26 protein-coding genes are annotated in these 26,446 nt (G+C 37.2%); 12 read left to right on the forward strand and 14 right to left on the reverse strand.

Going from position 1 to position 26,446, the window contains the following annotated elements:
- Positions 1–305: 305 nt before the first annotated feature.
- The 5 genes from ESY88_RS00640 to ESY88_RS00660 form a co-directional block, all read right to left on the reverse strand.
- Positions 306–1,199 carry a GLPGLI family protein gene (locus ESY88_RS00640; RefSeq protein ID WP_147084919.1) on the reverse strand — a complete coding sequence of 298 codons (894 nt, stop codon included), beginning with the start codon at positions 1,197–1,199 and terminating at the stop codon, positions 306–308.
- A 107-nt stretch (positions 1,200–1,306) separates the two neighbouring features.
- A complete protein-coding gene (locus ESY88_RS00645) occupies positions 1,307–2,128 on the reverse strand; it encodes a GLPGLI family protein (protein ID WP_147084920.1) in 822 nt (273 codons plus the stop codon).
- Between the two features lie 269 nt (positions 2,129–2,397).
- The gene (locus tag ESY88_RS00650; RefSeq protein WP_147084921.1) at positions 2,398–3,066 is read right to left on the reverse strand and encodes a TlpA family protein disulfide reductase; all 669 of its coding nucleotides are present in this window, start codon (positions 3,064–3,066) and stop codon (positions 2,398–2,400) included.
- Positions 3,067–3,116: 50 nt separating this feature from the next.
- Positions 3,117–3,842, reverse strand: coding sequence for a TlpA family protein disulfide reductase (locus tag ESY88_RS00655; protein WP_147084922.1), 726 nt, complete (start codon positions 3,840–3,842; stop codon positions 3,117–3,119).
- Positions 3,843–3,872: 30 nt separating this feature from the next.
- Positions 3,873–4,232, reverse strand: coding sequence for a hypothetical protein (locus tag ESY88_RS00660; RefSeq protein ID WP_147084923.1), 360 nt, complete (start codon positions 4,230–4,232; stop codon positions 3,873–3,875).
- Between the two features lie 123 nt (positions 4,233–4,355).
- On the opposite strand from ESY88_RS00660, the gene ESY88_RS00665 reads away from it, so the two are divergent.
- The 6 genes from ESY88_RS00665 to ppk1 all read left to right on the forward strand — a co-directional run bounded on the left by ESY88_RS00665 (position 4,356) and on the right by ppk1 (position 10,630).
- Positions 4,356–5,897: a sensor histidine kinase gene (locus ESY88_RS00665; protein WP_147084924.1), complete on the forward strand. Its 1,542-nt coding sequence runs from the start codon at positions 4,356–4,358 to the stop codon at positions 5,895–5,897.
- A complete protein-coding gene (locus ESY88_RS00670; protein WP_147084925.1) occupies positions 5,890–6,570 on the forward strand; it encodes a response regulator transcription factor in 681 nt (226 codons plus the stop codon). The genes ESY88_RS00665 and ESY88_RS00670 overlap by 8 nt, the downstream gene beginning before the upstream one ends.
- A 201-nt stretch (positions 6,571–6,771) precedes the next feature.
- The gene (locus tag ESY88_RS20800) at positions 6,772–6,939 is read left to right on the forward strand and encodes a hypothetical protein (RefSeq protein ID WP_189702477.1); all 168 of its coding nucleotides are present in this window, start codon (positions 6,772–6,774) and stop codon (positions 6,937–6,939) included.
- 106 nt (positions 6,940–7,045) lie between these two features.
- Positions 7,046–7,828 (forward strand): hypothetical protein, encoded by a 783-nt coding sequence (locus tag ESY88_RS00675; protein ID WP_147084926.1) that lies wholly within the window; start codon positions 7,046–7,048, stop codon positions 7,826–7,828.
- A gap of 2 nt (positions 7,829–7,830) precedes the next feature.
- Complete coding sequence (locus tag ESY88_RS00680; RefSeq protein WP_147084927.1) at positions 7,831–8,445, forward strand: deoxynucleoside kinase; 615 nt, start codon at positions 7,831–7,833, stop codon at positions 8,443–8,445.
- A 160-nt stretch (positions 8,446–8,605) separates the two neighbouring features.
- Entirely contained in the window at positions 8,606–10,630 is a 2,025-nt protein-coding gene (ppk1, locus tag ESY88_RS00685; RefSeq protein WP_147084928.1) for a polyphosphate kinase 1, read from the forward strand.
- 143 nt (positions 10,631–10,773) lie between these two features.
- Here the strand turns inward: ppk1 and ESY88_RS00690 are convergent, their stop codons facing one another.
- Positions 10,774–12,243 (reverse strand): serine hydrolase domain-containing protein, encoded by a 1,470-nt coding sequence (locus ESY88_RS00690; protein WP_147084929.1) that lies wholly within the window; start codon positions 12,241–12,243, stop codon positions 10,774–10,776.
- A gap of 71 nt (positions 12,244–12,314) precedes the next feature.
- Entirely contained in the window at positions 12,315–13,895 is a 1,581-nt protein-coding gene (locus tag ESY88_RS00695) for a DJ-1/PfpI family protein (RefSeq protein WP_147084930.1), read from the reverse strand.
- 925 nt (positions 13,896–14,820) lie between these two features.
- Here ESY88_RS00695 and ESY88_RS00700 point away from each other — a divergent pair.
- Genes ESY88_RS00700 through ESY88_RS00710 form a run of 3 tightly spaced genes read left to right on the forward strand, consistent with a single transcriptional unit; the run spans position 14,821 to position 16,004 of the window.
- A complete protein-coding gene (locus ESY88_RS00700) occupies positions 14,821–15,396 on the forward strand; it encodes a hypothetical protein (protein ID WP_147084931.1) in 576 nt (191 codons plus the stop codon).
- On the forward strand, positions 15,383–15,607 hold the full coding sequence (locus ESY88_RS00705; protein ID WP_147084932.1) for a hypothetical protein: 225 nt from the start codon (positions 15,383–15,385) through the stop codon (positions 15,605–15,607). Before ESY88_RS00700 ends, ESY88_RS00705 begins: the two co-directional genes overlap by 14 nt.
- A gap of 1 nt (position 15,608) precedes the next feature.
- Positions 15,609–16,004, forward strand: coding sequence for a protein-export chaperone SecB (locus tag ESY88_RS00710; RefSeq protein ID WP_147084933.1), 396 nt, complete (start codon positions 15,609–15,611; stop codon positions 16,002–16,004).
- Positions 16,005–17,057: 1,053 nt separating this feature from the next.
- On the opposite strand, the gene ESY88_RS00720 is transcribed toward ESY88_RS00710, so the two are convergent.
- The 7 genes from ESY88_RS00720 to ESY88_RS00750 all read right to left on the reverse strand — a co-directional run bounded on the left by ESY88_RS00720 (position 17,058) and on the right by ESY88_RS00750 (position 23,543).
- Complete coding sequence (locus tag ESY88_RS00720) at positions 17,058–18,506, reverse strand: amidohydrolase family protein (RefSeq protein ID WP_147084934.1); 1,449 nt, start codon at positions 18,504–18,506, stop codon at positions 17,058–17,060.
- A gap of 302 nt (positions 18,507–18,808) precedes the next feature.
- Positions 18,809–19,489: a hypothetical protein gene (locus tag ESY88_RS00725; protein WP_147084935.1), complete on the reverse strand. Its 681-nt coding sequence runs from the start codon at positions 19,487–19,489 to the stop codon at positions 18,809–18,811.
- Positions 19,490–19,508: 19 nt separating this feature from the next.
- On the reverse strand, positions 19,509–19,880 hold the full coding sequence (locus ESY88_RS00730; protein ID WP_147084936.1) for a hypothetical protein: 372 nt from the start codon (positions 19,878–19,880) through the stop codon (positions 19,509–19,511).
- 174 nt (positions 19,881–20,054) lie between these two features.
- Complete coding sequence (locus ESY88_RS00735; protein ID WP_147084937.1) at positions 20,055–20,648, reverse strand: hypothetical protein; 594 nt, start codon at positions 20,646–20,648, stop codon at positions 20,055–20,057.
- 237 nt (positions 20,649–20,885) lie between these two features.
- Positions 20,886–21,572, reverse strand: coding sequence for a DUF6090 family protein (locus ESY88_RS20805; protein WP_189702478.1), 687 nt, complete (start codon positions 21,570–21,572; stop codon positions 20,886–20,888).
- Between the two features lie 157 nt (positions 21,573–21,729).
- Positions 21,730–22,734 carry an App1 family protein gene (locus ESY88_RS00745; protein WP_147084938.1) on the reverse strand — a complete coding sequence of 335 codons (1,005 nt, stop codon included), beginning with the start codon at positions 22,732–22,734 and terminating at the stop codon, positions 21,730–21,732.
- Positions 22,735–22,805: 71 nt separating this feature from the next.
- Positions 22,806–23,543: an SOS response-associated peptidase gene (locus ESY88_RS00750; protein WP_147084939.1), complete on the reverse strand. Its 738-nt coding sequence runs from the start codon at positions 23,541–23,543 to the stop codon at positions 22,806–22,808.
- Positions 23,544–23,912: 369 nt separating this feature from the next.
- On the opposite strand from ESY88_RS00750, the gene dtd reads away from it, so the two are divergent.
- The 3 genes from dtd to ESY88_RS00765 all read left to right on the forward strand — a co-directional run bounded on the left by dtd (position 23,913) and on the right by ESY88_RS00765 (position 26,091).
- Positions 23,913–24,362: a D-aminoacyl-tRNA deacylase gene (gene dtd / locus ESY88_RS00755; RefSeq protein ID WP_147084940.1), complete on the forward strand. Its 450-nt coding sequence runs from the start codon at positions 23,913–23,915 to the stop codon at positions 24,360–24,362.
- Positions 24,363–24,500: 138 nt separating this feature from the next.
- On the forward strand, positions 24,501–24,827 hold the full coding sequence (locus tag ESY88_RS00760) for a nucleotide pyrophosphohydrolase (protein WP_147084941.1): 327 nt from the start codon (positions 24,501–24,503) through the stop codon (positions 24,825–24,827).
- 37 nt (positions 24,828–24,864) lie between these two features.
- Complete coding sequence (locus tag ESY88_RS00765; RefSeq protein WP_147084942.1) at positions 24,865–26,091, forward strand: 3-phosphoshikimate 1-carboxyvinyltransferase; 1,227 nt, start codon at positions 24,865–24,867, stop codon at positions 26,089–26,091.
- The last annotated feature ends 355 nt before the right edge of the window (positions 26,092–26,446 follow it).

Genomic DNA, 26,446 nt, shown 5'->3' on the forward strand with positions numbered 1-26,446 from the left:
AATCCCTATAATTATACTGAGAAATGAAGTTGAAAGCATCGACTTTAATTTCTCGCAGCCCTGCCTGCCGGCAGGTAGGGGCGCAAAGACGTAAAGTTGAAATTATCTTAAAATGCATCTATTTTTTGGTTCTTGGTTCTTGGTTCTTGGTACTTGGTACTTGGTACTTGGTACTTGGCTTTTAAAAAGGTGCTTTTACTGAGGCAATTTTGATGAACCGTTGAATTATATTTATCATAAATTTTGCGTCTTGATTCTTGATTCTAAAAGCGCAGCAGTCTTGATTCTACCGATAGTTATCGGGATTAATTCCTGCGTCCTCTACCACCGTACATCTCGCGCATTTCTTGGATTTTATCTTTCATGATCTTATTGTATTCATCACGGGTTACGACATCGCCTTTTTTAGGTCTATCGATGTTTTGTTTGTCTTTGGGGTTCATCACGATTTTAGTGCAGAGCATTATGGTTCTATCGGCATTGACCTCAAGGATGAGGCCTGGTAAACCGTGGTATTCCGCGGGACCTGTACTCACTGGGATTTGTGGTGTGTACCACGCGGTAACGATGATATATTTTGGCACTTCAAGCTCATCAAAAGGATCATCGGCTTCGGTTTTTGTGGAATCCTGAACTTTTTTTCCGTTTTTCTTTTCAGCTTCCTTTTTATCGTCGTCCTCTTTATTCTTCCGGCGCATGCTCATAAAATCCATCTCGTCCGCTTTTTTGGTGGTGGTGGCTTTAAAGCAAGTGTATTGACCAATTTGTTTGGTCTCGTTTTCCAGTTTCCACTCTAAGTTTGGGAGAGAATCCTGCACCAAAAAGGCCTTTCCGAAAAATTCCTGTTCCTGCAACAACACATTTTCCTTGATGTTTTTATATTGAGGGCCACCTGTAAAACTACTCATCATGCCACTCCACATACCACCACCAGATCCTGGAGCATCCAGTTTTTCCTCTTCCTTATATGTGGCTTCACTGCGATTAAAATTGAGCACATAGGTTTTTTCAAGCATATTCTTCATACGCTCTGCGATCATCTTTTTTTGCTGTTCACTCATTTGCCCATTACCCCAACTGTCCATATCTACAGAAGTCTTCGCTTGGTATATGGCTTGTCCCTGAAAATCTTGAGCTGCGGCATTGAGCCCTATCATGAAAATAAATACAATAGATAATTTGGCAGTAAACTGTTTCATTCGATGTGTTTTTTGGGGATTGGGATTAAAAATAATCCATTCTGAAACAGTAAGACTTCAATAGGGCGTGTTTGTTAGTTTTCATTAGGTTAAAGTTTTCTTAAACTTCAGTCCCCCAAATTGATTTCGATACGATTGCTACCATCCTTACTTTTAACCCCGTAACGCTCCAAAAACTCTTTGTTTTTTTGGTCTTTGATGGTATCAAATTCAGTCTGTGTAACTTCCTTGCCAGTATCGGGAGCTTCGATCTTATTGGTTTTTTTGGGATTAATCTGGATTTTGCTACAGATGATGGTTTGCTGTCCGTCGTTGATTTCCAAAATGAGTCCGGGAAGTCCTTGGTAAAGTTCTGGCCCATTGCTCACGGGGATTTGTGGCGTGTACCAAGCGGTAATTTTGCGGGCTTCAAACCTGAGGCTATCCTTGTCATTTTCAAAATCCCTAATGGGATGTTGATAGGTATAGGTTGCTTTAAAGCACGTGTAATTGCCAATGTTTTTGGTTTCGTTTTCCAATTGCCAAGCGATATCCTTTATGGAATCCTTAATCAAGAAGGACTTGCTTAAAATATCGGTTTGCTCTACATAAGTCTGTGTTTTTATATTTTTATAAAGCACATCGGTATTGGACGAAAACACAATTTGCGCAGCGTTTCCCATGGGATTTGGCTTTGCCAATGCTTCTTCCTGCTTATAGAGTGATTCTTCTTTACTAAACGACAACATGAAGGTCTTCTGAAACTGTTTTTTGAGCTGCTCATTAAACTGTTTTTGTTGGTCGGTACTAATTTTTGACTTGCTGCTGTCTATTTTTATGTTGACTTTTCGGTGGGTTTTGTAGGTGGCTTCACCTGTAAATTCTTGGGCGTTGAGATGGCCTGTTAAAACGAAAAATACAAGTAGTGAAAGTTTTCTCAATGTGTTCATTAGAATTGATTTAATTGTTATAAAAAGCAAGCGCAGCATTTCTTATTTTAGAACCGTTTATCTTTTGAGGATGACCATTGCATATCTGTTTATGAACCATTAGAAAAAAAGTTGAGAAATTCTTGGGGTTCTTCAGATCAAACCAAACGTTTATGAATGTGAGCTGTGGCGTGTTTTAGGACGAACTTCTTCAAATAAAAACTGACTTCCCAGAATCCGTAGATTTTCCAAGTGAGGCCAGACCAAGCCATAGCTTATATGTGGCTTAGCTACAGCAGTTTGTCCAGTTCTTTCTTCATTCCTCTATCTAAATCTTTAGAAAGGGACCCTTGATATGATTGTATTATACCATTCTTGTCTAAATAAATATTCAAAGGATAGCTTTTAGTATTCAATTTGTCCATTTCAATTTGAGCATCAATACTATGAGTGAAATGAAAAGTTCTATTTAACAAAAAATCCTCAACCTGTTTTTTCTTATCGAATGTTACAGCTAAAAAATTTACTCTGTCTCCATAATGTTCTTTTAATTCATTTAAATGTGGTATTTCCTCAACACAAGGCGGACAATTTACAAACCAAAGATTAACTAGTGTAGGTTTTCCGTTTAATGATTCTATATTCAATGTATCTCCATCAATGTCCATTAAATTTTCAAAAGGTAGTTTTTTGCCTATAAAATTCTCCATTTCAGAATAAGGATTTACTTCTTTAACTGTTGTTTCAAATAGATTTATTATAGAATCATTTCTTTCAACAGTCGATAAGATTGCTTCATGTATTGCGCCTCGTTGAGACAATTTTAGTTTAACTTCTTCATACTTTTCTGACGAAAATATTTTTCCATTTGGTGCCTGATAGAATATTTCCTTCTTCTGTTCAGTTTTACAAGACAATAAAGAAATTATAGACAAAGTAATTAGGATTGTTTTTATCATTTCGTTTTTTCTTTTTAGTATAGCTAACTAGTAATTACGCCAGATGTCAACTAGAGTAAGTTTTCCAACTGTTTTTCGAATTCGGACAAATCAAATTCTAATTCTACTTTTTTATTCTTGGTTTTCTCCTCATACGGTATTTCATTTTTAATTGCTCTTATAGTGCCGTTTTTGTCCATAAATATATTTCTGGGATATGTATTTAAACCTATATCATTAATAAAATCGTCTGCGTTAACGATATGTTTATAATCAAATTCTCTTTTTTCCAGAAATGATTCAACTTCCTTTGCATCGTTAAATGTAATTGCGACAAAGTTTACCCTATCACCATATTTTTTCTTCAACTCAATTAAAGCGGGCAATTCTTTAATACAAGGTGCACACTGTATAAACCAAAAGGATATAAAAGTAGGTTTGCCTTCTAAACCACTGAAACTAAATTTTTCCGACTCCAAAGTTAGCAGTTCATTTGAGGGGAATTTTTTATCAATATATGTATCTATCCTTTCTTTTTTGGTCGTTTCCGTTATTTCGACAAAGAATAACTTGAAATTTTTATATGTGGTTTGATGGGCAATACTATCTTTGATTTCTTCTTTAACTTCGCCAGTTTTACCTTGTTTTTTCATTTTGTCCTTAAAATTGTTTTTCATTTTAAGGTATTGAGATTCAGTCATAAGTTTCCCGTCTGCCTGTCGATAGATTATTTCTTTGTCTTGAGCCGATAATCTTAGCAAGGAAAAAAGGGCTAGAATAAGTGTGAGTTTTTTCATGGTTTTTTCAATCTGATCATTAGAATTGATTTAATTGTTATAAAAAGCAAGCGCAGCATTTCTTATTTTAGTGGCATATTTCAGGAAATCGCCTCTGTTATTTGCATTCACTTTATAGGTTACAGATTTGTTCATGTTAGCATTGTCCTGTTTAGTATTGCAAACAATTTCAATACTAATGCTTTCGTTTTCACTGAGGGATTGCATGAAGTCCTCAATATCTGATATCTTGAATGTCTTTTCTAGTTCTTCTGCAGAATCCACAGTTATGGAAACCGCCATATTTGAGACGATGATGTTTCTTTCCGAAATCGTTCCATTTAAGTTTTTGGCTTGCGAGAAGCTAAGGGCCATCGCAAATAAGGCTAAAATTGTAAGTGCATTTTTCATGATTCTTGTGTTTAAGATTAGTACATTACAAACTTAGAAGCAAGAGAGCTCAATCTTAGTTAACCAACGTTAACGTGTGTTAAGCGATTAGTTTTTAAATGTCTTAACGATTACTTTTGAGTCATGAACGATTCTAAATACCGCTACATCCTTTACCTCATCGTGCTGGTCATCATTGCCACAATTGGGATACAAGCCTATTGGAATTATAAAAATTACCTCGCCAATAAGCAACAGTTGATTAATGATGTACAAGTGAGTCTGGACGGGGCGATTGACGACTATTACGCCAACCTCGCCGAACGAAGCACTATTGGTTTTGGCATAGAGGATATGACGCAAAAGGAGTTTTTGAGCAATGGCAAATTTGATAGCATCTTGGATGGTATTGAAATGTCTGAAACCGACGGCTTTAGTGGTCTAGAATCGATTGACCCTAAATTGATTGAAGGCATTGCTATTGTTAAGGGCATTAACGCAGACTCTATCTTGTCGCGCCTTCAAATAAAAGGATCTGTTTTAAATAACAAAAAATTTAGTCCCGCTTCCCAATTGGCAGAAAACGCTCAAAAAGACCTTTTGACCTCAAAAAACGTACGACTCCTAACCTCAAAGGTCATTATTTCGATGACCACAGATTCGCTTTCTCTTGTAGGAATTGACACATTATTACAGGCAGAATTGTTGCGAAAAGACATTGTGATAAATTACCTTATTGCTTATAAAGACCCATCGGCAGATATGGATTATTATGATGCAATTGATAAAAATCTGGAGACCATTGATTCCCTTAAATATTCCAGTTATCTGCAAACAAGCTCTAAGTCCACTTTTCTTCCGAAGCAAAGTGAACTGAGCATTTTATTTAGCAATATAACAGAAACCATTTTTAAACGTATCGCCATAGGCCTCATCATTTCAACAGTCTTGGTCTTAACGGTAATCTCCTGCCTATTCTACCTCCTACACATCATCAACCAGCAAAAACAATTGGCAGAAGTGAAAAATGACCTCATCAACAACATTACCCACGAATTTAAAACCCCAATTTCAACCATTGGCGTGGCCTTGGAAAGCTTAGGTCATTTTGATGGCCTTAGCGATAAAGACCGCACCCAACGCTATTTGCAATTGAGTAAGGCGCAATTATCTAAACTGAATGTCATGGTCGAAAAACTTTTGGAAACCGCCACATTGGATAGCGAAGCGATTGAACTGCAATTGGAATCTGTAAATCTCAATGCACTGCTGAAACAATTGGTTGAAAAACATGGGTTTCAGCACAAAGACAAATCGATTGTTTTAAAGCCTTCCGAAGTAGAGATCACTATACATGTAGATGCCTTTCATTTTGAAAATGCCATCAATAACATCCTCGATAATGCCTTGAAATATGGAGGTTCTGAAATTGATATTTCTTCGGAAGTACTGCGGGATTCGGTTGAAATCCTGATTTCAGATTCTGGCAGCAGCTTGACCAAAGGGCAGAAAGAACAGGTTTTCGATAAATTCTACCGCGTCCCCAAAGGGAATCAACATGATGTGAAAGGCTTTGGCATCGGACTTTATTACAGTAAGAAAATCATTGAAAAACACCAAGGCCGTATTGTTTTGGAACTAAAATCGAATCTAACCACCTTTAAAATCAGCCTTCCAAATGGATAAACCCATCACGATTCTATTGGCCGAAGATGAACCAGCCTTAGGCCAAATCATCAAGGAGAGTCTGGAAACCCGACATTTTAAAGTGCTTTTGTGCGCTAATGGCGAAACTGCGCTTGAAACTTATAGAAACCAAGAACCCGAACTTTTGGTGCTGGATGTGATGATGCCCAAAAAAGACGGTTTTACCCTAGCCAAGGAGATTAGGGCCATAGACGAGCAGATCCCAATCATCTTCCTTACCGCCAAATCCCAGACCCAAGATGTGGTTGAAGGCTTCAGCATTGGCGGAAATGACTATCTGAAAAAACCGTTTTCGATGGAAGAACTAATCGTGAGAATCGACAATTTATTGCATCGAAAAACCCTTCAAATCACTTCGGAACTACTGGAAATTGGCAAATACCATTTCAATTTCCCCAAACAGTTGCTCTTTTTTGAAAATGCTTCAGTACAGCTAACCCATCGCGAAGCGCACTTACTCTTCCATCTGGTAAAGAACAAAAACAAAGTACTGGATCGTTCTTTGATCCTGAATAAACTCTGGGGCAATGACGATTTCTTTTCCGCCAGAAGCATGGACGTATTTATCTCCAAACTCCGCAAAAAACTGCAACAAGATGCTGAAGTCCAAATCATAAATGTGCGCGGGTTTGGGTATAAGTTGGTGTTTTAATTTCAGTCGCAGTTTTCAGTTGTAGTTTTCAGTTACCTTCCTTTGTTAATATTGGTTTTTCAGTAGTTTTCAGTCGCAATTATCTTCTAACCCTATATTAAAGCGAAGGCAAGTTTCATTAGTTGAGAATTGGATTGGTTTTTGTAACTTGCTTTGTGATTCAATCCTTTCAATATGCATGCCAATAGAAAAGAAAACTTGATGGATTGGCTAAAAACTATTGACGATGAGCACATTCTTCTCAAAATTGAAGCCATTAAAAAACAGAACGCATTTGATTTTGACAAAGCTATGCGCGAAGGTCTAACCTCTGAGCAATTTAAGGCTGAGATGAAAAAACGCATAGACACCTACGACACAAGAAAATGATAATTTGGAAGCAACAGGTTTTAGATTATTTTGAAGGCCTTTTTTATGCTATTTATGATGATAACCATATTGAGGACTCAAAATGGCTAAATAATGATTATTTGCAATGAATTTATCAAAACTCTTTCTCCTACTATTTTGCGCTTCCTGTTTTTCCCAAACCAGCATCAAGGCTACTTTTATCGATGCTACAGCATTGACAGCCGATCATTTGATAGCCATAGATAATTTTGGCACCCTATATTACACCAAAAATAATATCTTCAACCAAGTAAAAGCCAATAAACCGGCACTCAATTACAGCAACGTGCAATTGGGGATCATTACTTCGGTTAATGCCTTCAATCCTTTAAAAATAAATATCTTTTATCAGGACTTCAATACGGTGGTGATTTTAGATAACCGATTGGCAGAAATTTACAAGATTGATTTCAACACCATTCAGCCTTATAAAAACGTGACCCATATTAGTACAGGTTACGACAACACCATCTGGATATTCAATCAAGACTTACAGCAGTTAGAGCTTTTTGACTACAAGACCGAGCGAATCAGGGTTACAACAATCCCTGTGCAATCCAATGTTTTGGACCTCAAGAGCGATTACAACCATTGCTGGATGCTTACCGAGAAGTTTCTGTACCAATACTCCTATTTTGGCAGTCTCATCTCCAAGATCAAAAACGAGGGGTTCAAAGCCATAGCTGTGGAAAATGAAAATTGCCTCATCCAAACCAGCGATTCCTATCTTTACAAAGCCAAGGATCGCGAGGACTTAATTCCTTTGGCAATGCCCAAATTGTTAATAAATCAGTTTTTATTGGCCAACCAAACCTTGTATATTTACGAGCTCGATAGACTCCATAGATACCAACTTAAAATCAAATAGTTATGCACGTTGCAGTTGCAGGAAACATTGGCGCTGGCAAGACCACGCTCACAAATTTACTCGCCAAACATTACCGCTGGGAACCGCAATTGGAAGACGTGGTAGACAATCCCTATCTGGATGACTTTTACAACCAGATGGAACGTTGGAGCTTTAATCTACAAGTCTATTTTTTAAACTCCCGTTTTCGTCAAATCAAACTAATTCATGAGAGTGGGAAGGATATTATCCAAGACCGCACCATCTATGAGGATGCCCATATTTTCGCACCTAATTTGCACGCCATGGGCCTCATGACCAACCGTGATTTTGAAAACTACAAATCGCTTTTTGATTTGATGCAGACCTTCGTTGAAGGTCCAGACTTGTTGATTTACTTGAGAAGCTCTATTCAAAATTTGGTGGCACAGATCCATAAACGCGGTCGGGATTATGAAAACTCCATCAGCATCGATTACCTAAGCAGGTTGAATGAGCGCTACGAAGCCTGGGTGCATGGGTATGACAAGGGCAATTTGCTCATCATTGATGTGGATCAACTCGATTTTGTGAGCAGTCCCGAAGATTTGGGCTTCGTCATCAATAAAATCGATGCCCAAATCAATGGGCTCTTTTAAAGCTTAGCATTTAGCTAACATAATCCCTGTTTTTAATTCCTTATTTTACGGGCCTGAAAGGCGCACATTCATAATTCATCAGCCAATGAAATGATGGATCGCGAATAGCCGCTGCCGGCAGGCAGGGAGGTGTGCCCATAAAACCAATAGACATTAACACATGAAATTATACAACTCTAAATTTTATCATCGTGACCTGTCATGGCTTCGGTTCAACCACCGTGTCCTTCAGGAAGCTTCAGATAAGTTGAATCCGTTATATGAACGCATCAAATTCCTGGCGATTTTCTCATCAAATCTCGACGAGTTTTTCAGGGTGCGCGTTTCAGACATTCGGCAAATAAGACAGGTTGAAAAGCCACTTCGGAAGAAACTCATAACCAAACCCAATAAAGTCTTACAGGAAATAAAAAAACAGGTCGATATCCAACAAACGGCCTTTGGAAAGGTGTTTAAGGAAGAGATCATTCCCGATCTTGAAAAGGAAAACATTTTCTTGATCGATTATCACGAATTCAGCGATTCCCAAAAAGCCATTGCCAACGATTATTTCGAGAAAACGCTGAAAGATTTGCTGGCCCTAGAAACCACCTATCACAAAAATCCAGATACCATTTTTGTTGAGAATGAAGCGTCCTACCTCTGCACCATGTCTGGCGAGACCTTACACTTGGTCAAAATTCCGGACAGTGAACCGCGTTTTTTCTCCTTTCCTTCGGAAGGTGGGAAACACTACATCAGCTTTATCGATGATATTTTAAAATACAACTTGGCGAAAATCCATCCTGATGATGCCGTACGCTATTACGCCTTAAAGATTTCGCGAGATGCGGAATTGTACATCGAAGATGAGTTCTCGGGCGATCTCATGAAAAAAATCAAGGCTTCTCTCCCAAAACGCGACAAAGGCCAGCCCACCCGCGTGTTGATAGACGAGCGCATGCCAAAATCGTTTCAGGATATTTTAATGAAAGCCTTAGACGTTTATAATGCCGATTTGATTTTAGGCGGAAGGCACCACAATTTCAAGGACTTCTTTTCATTCCCAAATCCCACGGAAAATGAGAAACTCCATTTTGAACCCTTACCTCCCTTGCCACATCCCGTGCTATCAAAATCTAAAAACATATTTGACACCATTGAGGAAAAAGACCAATTGCTCAATTACCCCTATGAAGCTTTTGATCCTGTGATCACGCTTTTAGAGACCGCTGCCAGCGACCCAACCGTAACTGCCATCAAGATGACCTTGTATCGTCTCGCCAATGAGTCGCGATTGAATACCGCCATTGCCAAAGCTGCAAAAAACGGAAAGGAAGTCATTTTATTTATCGAAGTAAAAGCCCGTTTTGATGAGCAAAACAACATCAAATGGGGTGCTATTTTCAAAGAGAATGGTGCAAAAGTGATCTACAGTTATGCCGATATTAAAGTGCACTCAAAGATTCTCTACATAGAACGCTTGGTCAATGAGGAAATAAAACGATACGCCTACATAAGCACAGGTAATTTCAACAGCAAAACTGCTGAACTCTATGCTGATTATGGTTTGATGACTGCCCATAAAAAAATAACCAAAGACCTCAACAAGGTATTTATGGTTTTGCAGGGCATCACGCTAATTCCCAAAACCAAATGCTTGCTGGTATCGCCATTTAGCACGAGACATACTTTGGAGCAGCTTGTAGATCAAGAAATGGAAAATGCCAGAGACGGAAAAGAGGCCTACATCATTTTAAAGATGAACAGCTTCCAAGACCATGCCTTGATCAAAAAACTCTATGACGCCAACAATGTAGGCGTTAAAATCAAATTGATTGTGAGAGGGATGTGCAGCCTGGTAGCTGGCATTGAAAACCAGAGCGAGCATATTGAAGTCATTAGTATCCTCGACCGCTTTTTAGAGCACGGCCGGGTTTATATCTTCGGAAACGACGGTGACGAGATCATGTACATTGGTTCTGCCGATTGGATGACCCGAAACCTGAAACACCGCATCGAAGTCTTGACTCCTATTTTGGATGCCGATATCCATAAAATGCTGCGCGAATTGGTGGATATCCAACTTAAGGATAACGTCAAGGCGAGAATCATTGACGCCGAACAAACCAATACTTACGTCAAGAATTCCAAACCCAAAGTGCGGGCGCAGTATGCGACTTATGCGTATTTTGAGGGGTTGTAGTTTGAGATTTGTGATTTTGGAATTTTGAAGGGGATAATGATGACGGTTATAATATGAAAAGTAGGCGATTAAGAAGCACGAAACTTTCGGTTAAACACGAAGTTTGATACGAACCAAAAGCTTCAAATTTATTGCTATTTCGCCTATTTTTTATATACATTATTATCTGCTGGCTTTTCTCCAGTCTTCAGTATGTAGTTCGGTATCATTTCGTTCGGTGGTGTACTTTTCCCATAAAGTGCATATGAATTGTAATTTCCGCCCGTAAACACGGTAATCATATCCAGTTCGGGCCAAATATTGATTTTTTGTCCACCGTTACCCGAAGCTAAATACGAATTGTATTTTTGTCCGTCAATTACAAAATATTTATGTTCCCACAAATACCCGTAATCTCCTTCGTCCATATCAAATGTTTTGTTAATCCAACTTTCGGAAATTATTTGCTTGTCTTTCCATTTACCGCCATCTTTAAATAGCTTCGCCAACTTTATCAAGTCCCTTGGAGTAAGATACATTTGACTAAACGTTGTCATACTTGCCTGATTCGGTTCGAAAGTCCAATCATAATTCGAGACTCCCAATGGGTTAAATAGGTTTTCTTTTGCAAAATCTTCGATGTTTTTACTAGTTGCCATCTCAACCAAACTACCCAAAGTCAAAGCACAACCTGTACAATAGGATGATGATTTCCCAGATTCTTTGACCATTGGTAAATCAAGAGTGTATTTTACCCAATCTTTGCTTGCCATCATTGCTTGCTCGTTTCCTTTGCTTTTAGGGTTATCATTTTCACAGTCCATACCGTGTCGGTACATTAAGAAATTTTCTATAGTAATTTCTTTTTTTCGGTCATCCAAATTTGCAATTTCCGAGTATGTTGAATTGAAATAAGGTAAGAGTTTATCTTTTTCACTTTTTATGAATCCTTGGTCAATGGCAATTCCAAGAATTCCGCCAATGAACGGTTTTGTGGCAGACCTTAATTGATGCGGTATATTTTCATCATAACCGTAGAAATATTCTTCAAGTACCAATTTGTTATTCTTGTAAATTAAGATGCTGTGCACATCAGGAAATTTTCCTTTTATGGTTTCTTTGACCATATCGATTATAGGTTCGGGATTTTTGAATTCATCTTCTAAACTGCCCGTTTCTAGTCCATCTTCGGTTTTTTTGGGTTTATGATAAACGTAGCTATCAGGATTATGAAATAATTCTTTTCTCGGGAACATTTCCGTTTTTTCAATTTCGGAAGTAATTAGTTTAAATTCTAGTCCATCAGTTCTGTACCCTTTAACTCGATTGGTTTTGTCTCGTTCAAAAACGACTGGAACATCCTGAATATTGGTAAAACTATCCAAGGCGATATGTTTTAAAGGGTATTTCGCGTTATCTACGATTGCATAAAGTGTTGTGTCAAGTTCAGACGCTACAATGTCGAGTGTAGTTTTATCTACATATTCATATTCATAGTTTCCTTCATATTCCAAAAGTTTTTCATAATCCGATTTTTCTTTCGGTGATGAACATCCAAAAGCCAGTATTACGATCATCAATAGCAACGGGAATGTTTTTTTAAAATTATTTTTTCTGATTGTTTGTATTTCCATAAATATATATTTATTAGACTAATAAAATTGTAGAATCAGCAGTTGCTATATCTCTTTAAAATTGTTAATCGCTAGTTTAATTTAGCATAAAATTTACTGTTTTTTTCTGCTGCTTTGAACCCTAAAATTTCATCATTAGAATTTCTCTCAAATATGATTTTCTCTTCATCAACATTTAGAAAAATATTATCTTTGATAAAGAATATAGGGTAGTTCCTTCCATTTACTTTTGCATAAAGGGACTGTTCATTACTATTTACTTTGAGTATTATATCTGTGTTATTTTGAAATTCATAAATTCCTACGTAATCATCAAATTTGCCATTACCAATGAAATTTTTATATGGATTATCATCAGATAAAATAAGGCCCTCACCCGGAATCCATTTATCGTATTCCATATAATAAGCGACCTTTCTAGCAGCATTAAACCCTTTTAGTTTGGCCACTAAATGAAGTGCGCCATCTATGCCCGCAGAAATTCCCGCAGTAGTGATAACGTTACCATTGTCAACGAACCTAATATTTTTCAAAACAGTAGTCTCAGGGTACTTGTATTCAAATTCATCTAGCGCGTTATGAAAAGTTGTTGCGGTTTTCCCTTTTAGAATATCTGATTCCGCAAGTATAAATGCTCCAGTACAAACGGAAAAATAATATTTAGTACTATTTTGAGACTTTACCCAATTAATAACCTCAATATCCTTATATGCTTCTGAAGAATTTCCCCCAAAAAAGGCTAGTATATCAGCTGAAGGTGCATTTTTAATACTGTATTGCGGAATAATTTTCATTATCCCTTGAGTTGTAATAGGGTGAGTTGTTTTAGAGACAATGAAAATTTCATAACCTGCATAAGCAAAAACTTCCATAGGTCCAGAAAAATCTAAAACTTCAACGCCATCTTGTAGGTAAAATGCAATTTTATTAACCTCAAGTGTTTGTTTAGAAGTTAGAATAGAATCACTAAGATTATTACTTATAATACCCTTGTAATATTTATTTTTATTTGTGAAGCTCACGCAAAGAATCATAATAGTCAGTATTGCGGTAATAGATAATAATTGAAATGGTTTTTTTAGATGCTTTTTTGTGTTAGTCTTTAAAAAAGGAAATGATAGTGGATAATAACATTTTTGAGCAGTTATAGCTTTAAAAAGATTATAAGATATTACCAAAATATTGAAAGGAACAACAGCAATAAAAAATAAAAAGCCCCATCCTTCAACAGTTACCAAAGAAATAAATGCAAGAATATATAATATGGTTACACTTAATTGAAAATTAATTATTTTTATGCCGTGCTGATTATAAATAGGATTATCATCGCGTTTGTGCAGCCATATAAATAATGGGAATAAGACTGAAAAAGGGAAGATAAATCCCAACAGCGGAGAGCCGTGTAAGAATAATAACCATTTATTTTGTAAAGCTTCCTCTTTAGGATTCTCTAATATTATTAGGTCGTCCACTTCTATTTTTAAAGCATCTGCTAATAATTTTATGGTTTGAAGTTGTGGATTTACTTCGTCTTTTTCAATACGTTGTATTGTCCTTATTGCAACGTTTGATTTTTCAGATAATATGTCTTGAGTATATCCCTTCAATTTTCTTTGATACGCTAACTTTTTTCCGATTGTTTGCTTTTCCATAAATTTTTATTTGGCACAAAGATACCAACATACCTTCATTTTCTTTACGTCATATTGGTGTCATCTATCTGTCATTTCTTTGTTTTATAGGTTTTTGCTTGGTTTTTTTAGCTTGCAGATAACGCTCTTGAGATCGAGTAGACAAGGGGAATTTCACCCCAAGCCTCTCACAGTCCCGATAGCTATCGGGATCATCACTACTACGAATGAGTCTGCCACTGCATACAGAATTGGTATTCTGCCTCTAGGTTGTGCCTATTGTACATTTCCCTTAACATTTGTATGCAGCTTCCCAAGTTCCGTAAATAAGCCCAAATAAAGTTCCCCGATAAAAATCGGGGCAGGCTTCGACATCTGAATGACGCCAGCCTTACAGAAAATAAATAGGTTATCTCTGTAATTAATGTTGTCGCTAACATTAATTTTTACTCGGCACAGCCACCCACGCCAACTGGCTCGTTTGCTAAAAATGTCCGCAGGACATTTTCTTTACGCTCCGCCCTGTAGCTTTTGACTGGAGGTAGCAACTTCTCGACACCTCACCAATGGTTCTCCGCCTCAGGCGGATCAACTCCCCTGCCTGCCTGCAGGCAGGTTTATTCATACCTGTTAATCTCTTGGACTAGATTCTCCTAAAAGCTCAGTACCAAGACTATTAATCAAAGCACCTTTAGGTGGTTTAGAGCCATCGCCTATACGACGACTCTGATGGACCTACCATCATCTTATCTACAGCATGCAGCCAGTTTAATGCCGTGGCTGCTTCTTGGCACACTATGAAAAGTAGCGTGTAAATAAACAAGTACTTTTCCGCCTAAAATAACGTTATTAAATAAACAATGCAAATAGTATTTGGCACGGATTTAGCTATTTTTTATATACATTGTTGGCAGTAGTTTTTTATTTTTGTTCCAAATACTAATAAATGTTGTTACAATTTAATGGGTTTCACGGTACAAGTGTAAGCGCAGCAAAACAAATAGTAAGTTCAAACTATGAAACGTCAATAGGTGATGATGAATGGTTGGGAAATGGTGTTTATTTTTTTGTAAGTGGAATAAGTTCAAAACCAGAAGAACAAGCTAAAAAATGGGCAATTGCTGAAGCTTGGGATAAAGATAAACAAGTATATAAATATAAAAACTATTGTGTTATTAATTCAGTTATTGAAGTAGAAGAAGACAACTTTATAGATTTAACTAAAGAAGAAGGTGTTGAAATACTAACATACCTTGCTGAATGTTTTGAAAAGAAATTAAATAAAATTAGTAAAAGGTTTAAGGCAGTAGATGGTTTACTTATTAACTTAGCAAGAGAAGAAGGTATTTTGCCAATTGATGTTGTTAAAGGGAATTTTTATATTAAATTTGCAAAAGAAAGAATTAAAAGGATTACTTTAAGGACTTCTAATTGTACAATATGTACAGTATATGAACCAACTAAAAATATTACCAATTCTAACATAATAGAAATAGGGGATATAAAAGATGAAACTAAATAAAGAAATAAAGAATCGAATAGACCAATACTTTGAAAATATAAGTTCAGAAGAACTTTATTTTAAAGCAATTGGTAAATATGGTTTTAATGAAGATATAGATTTTGAAATCGACAATCAATTTTTTGATAATGCCGGACAAAATTTTTATTGTCCAAATTCAGATAATAGCTTAGACGCTAATGATATGGAATCTTTACTGTTAGCTGCTTAATATGAAAATTCAATTAGATAATTGGAAAGTTATAAACGTTAACTTTTCGTCCTTAAAAGATGAGCCAAGAGAAGATAATTCTTTTGACTTATCAACGGGTCACTTTTTTCCAAAAGAAATTGACAAATCATTTGGTGTTGGATTTGAAATCGAAATAAAGGATAAGTTTTTTGATTTATTCGTTGAAGCGATTTTTATGTTCAAACTTGATGAAGATATAACGGAAGAGTTTAAGCTTTCTAATTTTCCAAAAATAAATGCACCAGCAATTGCTTTTCCTTTCTTGAGGGCTTATGTGTCAAATTTAACTCTTCAGTCAGGTTTTGATCCTGTAATTCTACCTTCTATAAATTTCGTTCAGTTCGCAAAAGATAAGCAAGAATCTGAGGCTGAGTAAGCAAATTACTGCCAACGGTTTTGTGATCGAGTAGACAAGGGGAGTTTTACCCCAAGTCTCTCACAGTCCCGATAGCTATCGGGACGTGCTTGAAAGTCTCCCCTCACACGGCTCTTCTAATTTAATTTACAAATATAAGCTCATCCTTTTGCAAGTTGGCAAACCGTAAATATAATTAGCCCATCCCTTCGCTCCACTTCCATTACAGTCCCGATAGCTATCGGGATCATCACTACTACGAATGAGTCTGCCACTGCATACAGCATTGGTATTCTGCCTTTAGGTTGTGCCTATTGTACATTTCCCTTAACATTTGTATGCAGCTTCCCAAGTTCCGTAAATAAGCCCAAATAAAGTTCCCCGATAAAAATCGGGGCAGGCTTCGACATCTGAATGACGCCAGCCTTACAGAAAATAAATAGGTTATCTCTGTAATTAATGTTGTCGCTAACATTAATTTTTACTCGGCACAGCCACCCACGCCAACTGGCGCGTTTGCTAAAAATGTCCGCAGGACATTTTCTTTACGCTCCGCCCTGTAGCTTTTGACTGGAGGTAGCAACTTCTCTGCCTGCACCGCTTTTTGGCGGGGACACCTCATCAATGGTTCACTTTTGCCTGCCTGCCGGCATAGCCAGCCTCAACTCCCCTGCCTGCCGGCAGGCAGGTTTACTAATACCTGCCAACCTCATGGATTGGATTCTCCCAAACGCGCAATACCCCCGAGGCTTCGGGGCTCTTTACAATAGCACCTTTGGTTGGTTTAGAGCCATCGCCTATACAACGTCCCTGATGGATCTACCATCATCTTATCTAAAGCATGCAGCCAGTTTATTGCCCTGACTACTTCTTGGCACACTATGGTTAGTTGCGTGGTTGAGCAACTAAATTAGTAGATAAATAGGGGCTAGAGAAAATTTCAGTGGAATTTTCCAGATGAGCAATGACCAAAGCAATTATTTATACACCGTATTGGCATTTCGTTATCATGCATAAACGAGATGGTATTCCCAATGTTTTTCTAAATAATCAAAATAAAAACTCCAAGAAAATTTATTCAATCCAATAACCTTCGAGCATCACCTTATAGATGGTTCGCGAATTTTTTACGTCATCTAATGGGTTTTTATCCAGCATCAGGAAATTGGCAATTTTGCCTTCGTTGATACTTCCGATTTTATTCTCCAATTTTAAAAATCTAGCAGGAGCAATAGTTGCTGAGCGAAGAACTTCTGCATTAGACATGCCCGCTTCTGACATAAATTGTAATTCCTTGTGTGCACTATATCCGGGAATGATTGAGGGGTTTCTCGCATCTGACCCCATGAGCACGTTGACACCTGCCTTATACATTGCCGTAAAGTTTTTAATGTTATTCTCTTTATGCAAATCCAGATCAATACCGTAACTACTAACCATCATTTGTCTTACGGGCCAGTTTTCAAGGCTGCGATTAGTTCTCTCAGAACTGTATTGCATCATAAAAGGATCCTCTAAAATTTCAGCAGAGCCAACATATTGAAAGATATACGCTACAGAAAGTGTAGGTGTGTAAAAGATAGAATCTCTGATCATTTTTTCTAAGAAAGGCTCAGCACCCGTTAGTAACTCATCTTCTACGGTATGAACAATAACATCTACGCCCGCATTCACAGCATCTTGCAAGTCGGCTATACGGGTTACATGGGCAAAAACGGGTAGATTGTATTGTGATGCTTTCTGGACGATTTTCCCTGTCAATTTATTTGATAATCGGGGTTCTTCTGAAGCACCACCTAAGCCAGATTCCACCATGACTTTTACGCCGTTGAGGCCAAGCTTTTTCTTTTTAGAAAATATAGCGTCTAAATCAGTTTCATCTGTAATAGTAAATATGCCTTGTTCATCAAGATCTATTTCATCTTCTGATAAGCCTGTCATACCAGATACAAATGGAATGGGATAACCACCTGGTGCCGTTAGTATACTTCCAGTTGCTAAAATCATTGGGGCTACAATTTTGTGCTTCCGTTGTTTTTCTTTCAGTTCTGTGGTGGTTTCCTCATTAAATCCGTGGCCTCCTAAAGTAAAAATTGTACTCACACCGTATCTTGCAAATTGCTCTAATGCCATTGGCCGAGTAGATTCGTCTGGCGGTAACAGCCCACCGCTATTCAAGTGGGTGTGCATATCGATCATTCCGGGCATGAGGTAACGATTTTTTGCATCTACAATTTCATACTTCGTTTTTAGGCTATCAGTAACTTGACCTTCAAAAATTAGCTTGAAAACACCGTCCTGTATGATTAGATTTTTATTTTTAAGGACTATACCAGCTTCAACATCAATAATATTTGCGTTGGTTATCAAATAACTATTGCCTTTCTCAGGGCTATAAACTTCCGAAGCTTGAAGTTTGAGGATGTGTTCTTCTGTATTATGGAACCAAAAGAAATAACTCGTTAAACCAATTAGTAAGAGGATACCTACTGCAATGCCAATAAACTTTAAGACTTTTTTCATATTTTTTTTGCTCTTTATTTCAAGTGGGTTATCACTTTTGTTATTTAATTGAATAAACTTTTTTCAATTTCAATTGATGAGTAATTCCAAAATTTGCCAACTACAGTATTCAGGTCGATCTTATCCTTTTCAATTCAGCTGTTAGTACAGAAAATTTACTAAAATTCTGATATTTTCATTGAACCCGTTCTTCAATGAATGCCAACGGGCCTTGAGTATGATTAGCGGCATGGCTAAGCAACGAATTTAGCAAAAATAGAACCAAGCAATTAATCATACACGGCTTTGTTACCTGCGTTTTTTTAAGAATCCTTTTTAAACACGATTAGCTTTAATGCTTTCTCCGAATCTTCTAAAATCCAAATTTTATAATGCTTCCATTCTATAGTTAGTGCCTTCTCTTCATGCTTATTTAGTGACATAAACGACACGGTTTTCTGCTTATCTTCTTCTGATAATGAAATAGTATATGAATTAAAGGCGTCTGTCTGATTTCCATTTATATCCTCTGACCTTTCTCCAACACAATCTTCAAACAGAATTTCAAGCTTACCAATAACTGCTGTTTGCCCTAAATCAATAAACATTGTTTTTCCAAAGTCTAATTTTTCAACAACTAACGCAACTTCCTCTTTATCAATTTTTAAATCAAAAGAGTAGTTTTGATATGCTTTAGGATAGTTTGCTTTTTCACTATCACTAGACGCATCATAACACCAGAGAAAAGTAGTGTATTTAGTGTTGTTTTCAAATACATTCAATTCTAGTTGAATATGTGGGGAGTCCTTGTTTATTGGTTTTGATTGAATGAATAGATTCGCAGGTTCTATAACTAATTTCTCAAATAGAGAACTAGGGTTTTTCCCAGTTTTTAGAGGTATTATAATAGAACTATTTATCATATTATGTTCTGATTGTGCATATCCTGTAAATTGAATAAATACAAGTAGTAGAATCGATATATTAGTTTCAAAAACCTTCATTATTCGGTATGATTTATCTTTAAAAAAGTCTGTCAAATTTAAATGCTAACATATAATAAAGCATTCCTGTTGTAGCCAATAAATGATTTCCAAATCCAATGAAATTTATGACTTTTACATAGGTTTTATTATGAAAACCTATAATAGCGTAGAAAGCGAATATCAAAATACAAGCTTCCAGACATATTACTAATAATTCTCTTAATTCAAAGTTATGTTGTTTTAAATTCGGGCTAGTGATCGCCCAAAAAACAAATATACCTATCACAATAACGGTATTTAAATAAGAAATTATTAAAGTTGTTTTTTGCATTTTATACCCGATGGCAATGGCTGCTAAATGGCTTATCAGGATAATGGTTATTGCTGTGCTTACGCATATATCATTCATAACTATGTTGCGGCATTTTCATTTTTTGTTACGGTTGTAGGTAACGTCTTATGTATTGAACCGTTGCGTGTCTAAAGGCACTAATTTAGCAAATAATGATAAACTAGGGAATCTGCCAGGATTTCCGTAGGCAGCTTTGCTTTACCAATTAATCATACACGATGTTAGCAAACGTTATTCTGTTTTTACATCCGGTAATTTAATTTCTTCAACTTTCTTTATCAATTCTTCTTTCAGTTTTTTTATTTCACTCAGAAATTTTATTTTTTCTTTATCATTCGATATATAATTCCTGTAAGAGTAGGAATATAAGACTAAATAATTTCCAGATTCATTATTTTGATTTTGATAACGATAAATATTCCATTCGTAGACACTTTTACCGTCACTCAAAACAAAATCAAGGATTATTTCATTGTTTTCTTTATTTTCAAATTTTTCATAATTCACAACTGGATTTCTTTTTTTTCTATTTTCTAATTCATTAATTTTTCCAGCTACTACATTTTTTGCGGGTATATTCCCTTTTACAGCTTCGACCATTATCATTTTTTCGTGTCTAGGCAGTTTGTCATCTTTCCTTAAGTATTCTTGTTTGTAATATTCATTTGATGGATGAGAACTCCATTTCAATTCGAAATTTTCTCCGTTAAATTCAATTTTATTCCCTACTGATAAATATTCAGTTGGTTCAGATTGAGCTTTTGTAGTTGAAATAAATAATAAACTTAAAAATCCTATTGTAAACAATCTATAGATGCTTTTCATTCTTTGCGTTTCGTTTTTTTATATTTGCTAACGTTTAGTGTATGAAACGTAGCGTTTAAAAATACGCTGACTTTTCGATTTAGCAAAAGCCAAAACTTTTGCATTTTGTTTTAATTTTTCACTCTAAAAGCTAAATCAAAAGATTTGGCGACTTTGTAAATAGACACGAACCTTTGGAAAAGCCTGAATTAGCTATGTTTTATACACGCTGTTGTGCTTTCGTTATTTTTTTCCGCTTTATTTTTCTACAATTATTTTATCAATTTCGGTTGTGGCTAACTTTAACTGGTTTAGATACCATTCCATTTGCACATAATGATGATATAAGTCATCAAGAAATTCAGTCAACTGTTCAGGTTTCATTTCTCGGAAATGTCCAGTTCTTCTCTCGTAACTATATTTTTTACTTAAAAAAGCCCACCTTTCGTCCAAAATTTGACCGTTATCAATTAATCTATCATATGTTGAATTATATAATTTAATAATCTTTTGTATTAATTTTTTATTTCTAAAAACAGTAATTTGATTTCCTGAAACCGCTGATTCATAAGAGCCAGATATCGGATAGAATGTGCGTTGACTTTTAAAATAATGATGAAAAATGACATCTAATGATTTTCTGTCATTATTATATAAATTCGGTAAGTCACTATTTAAGGCATTATAAGCTTCTATTCTTGGTTCTATAATTTCTACTATCAGTTGAATAAAAGCTTTATCTTGTTTGAGGTCATTTTTTACGCTAGTAATGAATTCCTTTTCTGATTTAGATTGTTTTCTGGTTTCGTTCCAATTATTAATGCTTAATGCAATTAAAATTCCAATAACAACAAGAATAATCTCACCAATTGCGTATTTCAGATACTTTCCAGTTTTTCCTTCTGAAAGTAAATTTTGACGAATTTTTCTATAAAATTTTATCATTGGTTATTGGTTGGTCATAATGAAGCACAACAACTTATATAAGCACTAAATATACTAATATCACTCCAAAATAGGACACAATTTTTAAGTATCTCAAACATCGACCCACCAATCCAACAGTTCACAATGGTCCTGCAATCCACTTCTTTCGCACACACTATTTTATAAACCCCTGCTCCCGAGCATGCGCAATGGCCTGTTTACTGCTCTCTACCATTAAAAACGCAGTTGTTTTATAATTTTCAACAAGGCCTTTTACCCGCAACATGCGCTTTTTATGTTTGACGCTTCTCAAGTAAATGGCTAAAATACGGTCTGGGAATTCTTCAGCGATCTCCATGTAAATATCGGGATCATGCTCGCCACTGTCCCCAATCAAAATGAAAGGCAATTTGGGATAGGTCTTTAGTAGATCTAGAATTTCCTTTTGCTTTTGGGGTTTCTCGCCCTCGGGTTTTTTCCGAAGAAAATTACTGAGACTTCGAAGCAAAATCGGGCCTTTCGGGAAATTGTTCTGCTTGAGAAACACTTCCAAATAACGGTACAGATTCCAAGGGCTGTGGCTCACATAAAAAATGGGATTCGCATTTTCGCCCGAAACACCTTGATGCAATTGCTGGTAGAAATCTGCAGCACCTTCTAAAGGCGTTCTGTTTTTGGCATTTTTAAAGATGGAATTATAGATGACCCGCCATTTGAGCAAAGACACAATACCTGTTTGTAAAATGGTGTCATCAATATCGCTGGCCACTCCAAATTGTGCAGTATCGGCAGGAATCAACAGCTCGCCAGGAAAGCGATTTTCGTTTTGAATGCTGCGCTTGATATTCACATCGTCGTAAGACAATTCATAGGCCAACCAACCTTGCTCGTTTGTTAGCGCTTCCAATGCTTTGAGATTGGCTTCTACTCTAAAATACCCATCGGCATCTGTGGTTGTTTTCAGGATTTTTCCGTTGGGCAGTTTGATGTTCACGCCCACATTTCTGATTTCGTCGGTCTTAAAGCGCTTCCAGGTATTGACTGCCAAATGCCATATTTTCTGGGATTCCAGGTCTATGGATTCGTCTTCCAAGGTTCTTCCGCGCGCAAAAAAATGAGAATCGGTTCCGTAGCTCTGAAAACTAATAATCTGTAAAGGATCCTTTTTGAACCAGCCCATAAGCAATGCATGTCGTTATATTAGATTTTAAATTTAACCAAAATAAATCACTTCACGGTTGAGCCCAGCGCCTATTGAAAACTAAGGAGCTCATCATAAACCACTTTATCGGTAATACTTTCAATGTTGCTATCTGTTTTAGGGCTGAATAAGGTTTTGCTAACCGAATAGGCCTCCAATTGCGATTCTGGAAAATTAAAACCAACAATGGTTTTAACGTCCGTTTCGGTAAGATCGGAAGACAACCAATTATGCGTCTGCACCTCGTCTAGAATGAGCGGCTGACGCTTTTTGAGATTGTGGATCTTTTCAAACAGAGGCGAAGCCGATTTTGTAAGAATGGCAAAAGTCACATAGTTTTCAATGACCGTGTAAATCCCGGCGAGTGCCATGGGCTCCTTGTTTTTTTGATGGATGTAAAAAGGGTATTTCTTGCGTTTATGGGTATGCGGTTCAAAAAAACCAGATACAGGGATGATGCAGCGTCGAGTCATGGCCGATTCGCGATATACAAAATGTTCAAACAATTTTTCCGATCGTGCATTTAAGCCGCCGCCAAATTTAACCGCCTCTTTTTGATAGGCCTTGATTTCATTGGCCAATTTATCTTGAGGCACAATGCCCCAAATTCCTGGAGCAAGCACATTCGACTTTTCCTGCGGAATAAGCAACACATTGGGATGCGCAAAGCCATTGAGATGATACTGAGCTTTACTGAATTGAGCTCTCAGCTGCTCATCATGCAACTTAACCTTGAAACGCCTTTCGGTCTTTTTTAATGGCAGCGCGATACTGGTATGAAAACACATAATTGGAAATTTAAAGGAGCTTCCCCAAAATTAACCATATGATTCCGGATTTCGAAAAAATTCTTGGCTGCGGAAATTGGCTGCGGAAAGTGTAGAACTTATAAACACAAGTTCTGAAGTTTTCAAATTACTGCGCTTTCTTCCGAAGAAAAACGCCGGAAGCATGATATATTTTTTTAGAAAAATCTCATTATCACATTAAAAATCCATAGCCTAGCACACCGTTTTCAAAAAGAATTCAATAAGCTCGAGGCATAAAACCCTCTGGAGAGATTCAAACTAAAACAAGCTTCTATTTTGAAAAGTCATTTTTTTGTTGAATCTTGAAAATTCGATCCAAATGCATCAAACCATTAAAATCCTTAGATCTTGAAAGCAGTACTCCAAAGAGTTTCAGAAGCCCGTGTTAGCATTCACAATGAGGAGGTCGCCTCTATAAAACAGGGTTTGCTCATCCTCATCGGAATTGTCGCCAACGACACGCCTGACGACATCAAATGGCTATCCAACAAAATCGTGAACTGTCGCATTTTTCCAGATGATGCCCAGGTCATGAACAACTCCATCTTGCAAAACCAGGGCGATATCATTGTGGTAAGTCAGTTTACCTTGCACGCCAACACTAAAAAAGGCCATCGTCCCAGTTACATCGCTGCTGCAAAGCCCGAAATAGCCATCCCAATTTATGAGGCGTTTATCAAACAATTGGAGTCCGATTTGGGCAAACCCGTTCAAACTGGAGCGTTTGGTGCCGACATGCAGGTGCAATTGATCAATGACGGCCCCGTAACCCTCATCATAGATACCGAACATAAATGACCATTTTAAACTGCGCGTCATTTTCCCAGGCTTAAATAAAACACTAATTTTACCTTTTGCAAAAACTTAATCTTTCAATGAAAACGCTTTGATCTCGGTTAGGGTCTTCGTGGAATTACACTTAAAAACAAGCTAAAGATGAACATAGAAAACTCCCAAAAAGCAGTAGACCATTGGATTAAAGAACACGGTGTGAGGTATTTCAATGAGCTTACCAACATGGCGCAGCTCACTGAAGAAGTTGGCGAGGTTGCCAGGATCATAGCACGTCGTTATGGTGAACAAAGTGAGAAAGAAAGTGACAAAGATAAAGATCTGGGCGAGGAACTTGCCGATGTGGTCTTTGTGGTGCTTTGCCTCGCCAATCAAACAGGCATCGATCTGCAGCAGGCCTTTGATAAAAAAATGGATGAAAAAACCAAACGTGATCACGATAGGCATCACAATAACAAAAAATTAAAATAAGCGCTGGTCTTTCTTTGCTGAAAACCGAACACCAATTATGACAATATCCCTACAGAAATCCAGTATCCATAAAACCAACAGTCTCACCATAACAGGATCTAAAAGTGAGTCTAACAGACTCCTATTGCTACAAGCCTTATTTCCTGAATTGACCATTGAAAACGTGTCCAATTCCGACGATTCCCATGTGATGCAACAGGCACTTGAGACGACTTCCGAAATTATCGATATTCATCATGCAGGTACGGCCATGCGTTTTTTAACCGCCTATTTTGCCAGCAAATCGGGTAGCGAAGTGGTCTTGACAGGTTCTCCTCGCATGAAAGAACGCCCCGTTGAGATCTTAGTCGAAGCGCTTACACATTTGGGCGCAGACATTGCATATCTCGAAACTGAAGGCTGCCCACCCTTGCGCATCAAAGGCAAACACTTAACGCAATCAAAGGTAAGCTTGAATGCCAATGTGAGCAGTCAGTACATTTCAGCACTAATGCTCATTGCAGCGAAGCTTGAAAACGGACTAGAGCTTACCTTAAAAGGAAAAATCACTTCAGTGCCTTACATCGAAATGACCTTGGCCCTTTTGAAGCAAGTAGGGATTGAGGCCAGTTTCAATGGCAACCTGATAAAGATCGTGCCGCAAGTCTCAACCCTCAACCCTCAAACCTTGGTGGTGGAGTCTGACTGGTCCTCGGCATCTTATTTTTACAGCATCGTTGCGCTAAGCGCTGTGGGAACCAACATCAGGCTTTCGTCCTATAAAAAGGATTCCTTACAAGGCGATTCGGTTTTGGCTTCCCTATATGAATCCTTTGGAGTAAGCACCGTTTTTGAAAACGAGCAAATTCAAATTAAAAAAGTTTCAGAAGCCATTAAGGAACCCATCAATTTTCAGCTCAACCATGCGCCAGATATTGCACAAACCATTGCCGTCACTTGTTTGGGTTTGGGAATATCATGTCACTTATCTGGTCTCCACACCTTAAAAATAAAAGAAACCGACAGGCTATTGGCCTTAAAAACCGAGATTGAAAAATTGGGCGGCAGCGTGCACATCACAGAAAACAGTTTGGCTTTAGAAGTCACAAAACACATCAATTTCGATGTTTCCATCGCTACGTATAATGACCATAGAATGGCCATGGCCTTTGCACCTATGGCGCTCAAAACCAAGTTAAACATAGAAGATGCCAATGTAGTTTCAAAATCCCATCCTAGCTTTTGGGACGACCTAAAAAACCTTGGTTTTAAAATAACTCAATAAAATAAGGCTATTTACTTGACAAAGCCTACTTTGAGGTTGTATATTTGCATCCTTAAAAACGACCTTAAATGAATCGAGCATGTTCAAAATTTCATAACCCAACGGAATGATTAACAGCGAACAGTACTTGCCTGCCGCCAGGCAGGTGTGTCGATAAAAAAACAATAAACATAAACACATGAATCGAGCATGTTCAAAATTTCATTACCTAACGGAATGATTAACAGCGAACACATGTGTCGATAAAAAAACAATAAACATAAACACATGAATCGAGCATGTTCAAAATTTCATTACCTAACGGAATGATTAACAGCGAACAGCACCTGCCTGCCGGCAGGCAGGTGTGTCGATA

Source organism: Subsaximicrobium wynnwilliamsii (assembly GCF_007997225.1).
Lineage (GTDB): Bacteria > Bacteroidota > Bacteroidia > Flavobacteriales > Flavobacteriaceae > Psychroserpens > Psychroserpens wynnwilliamsii.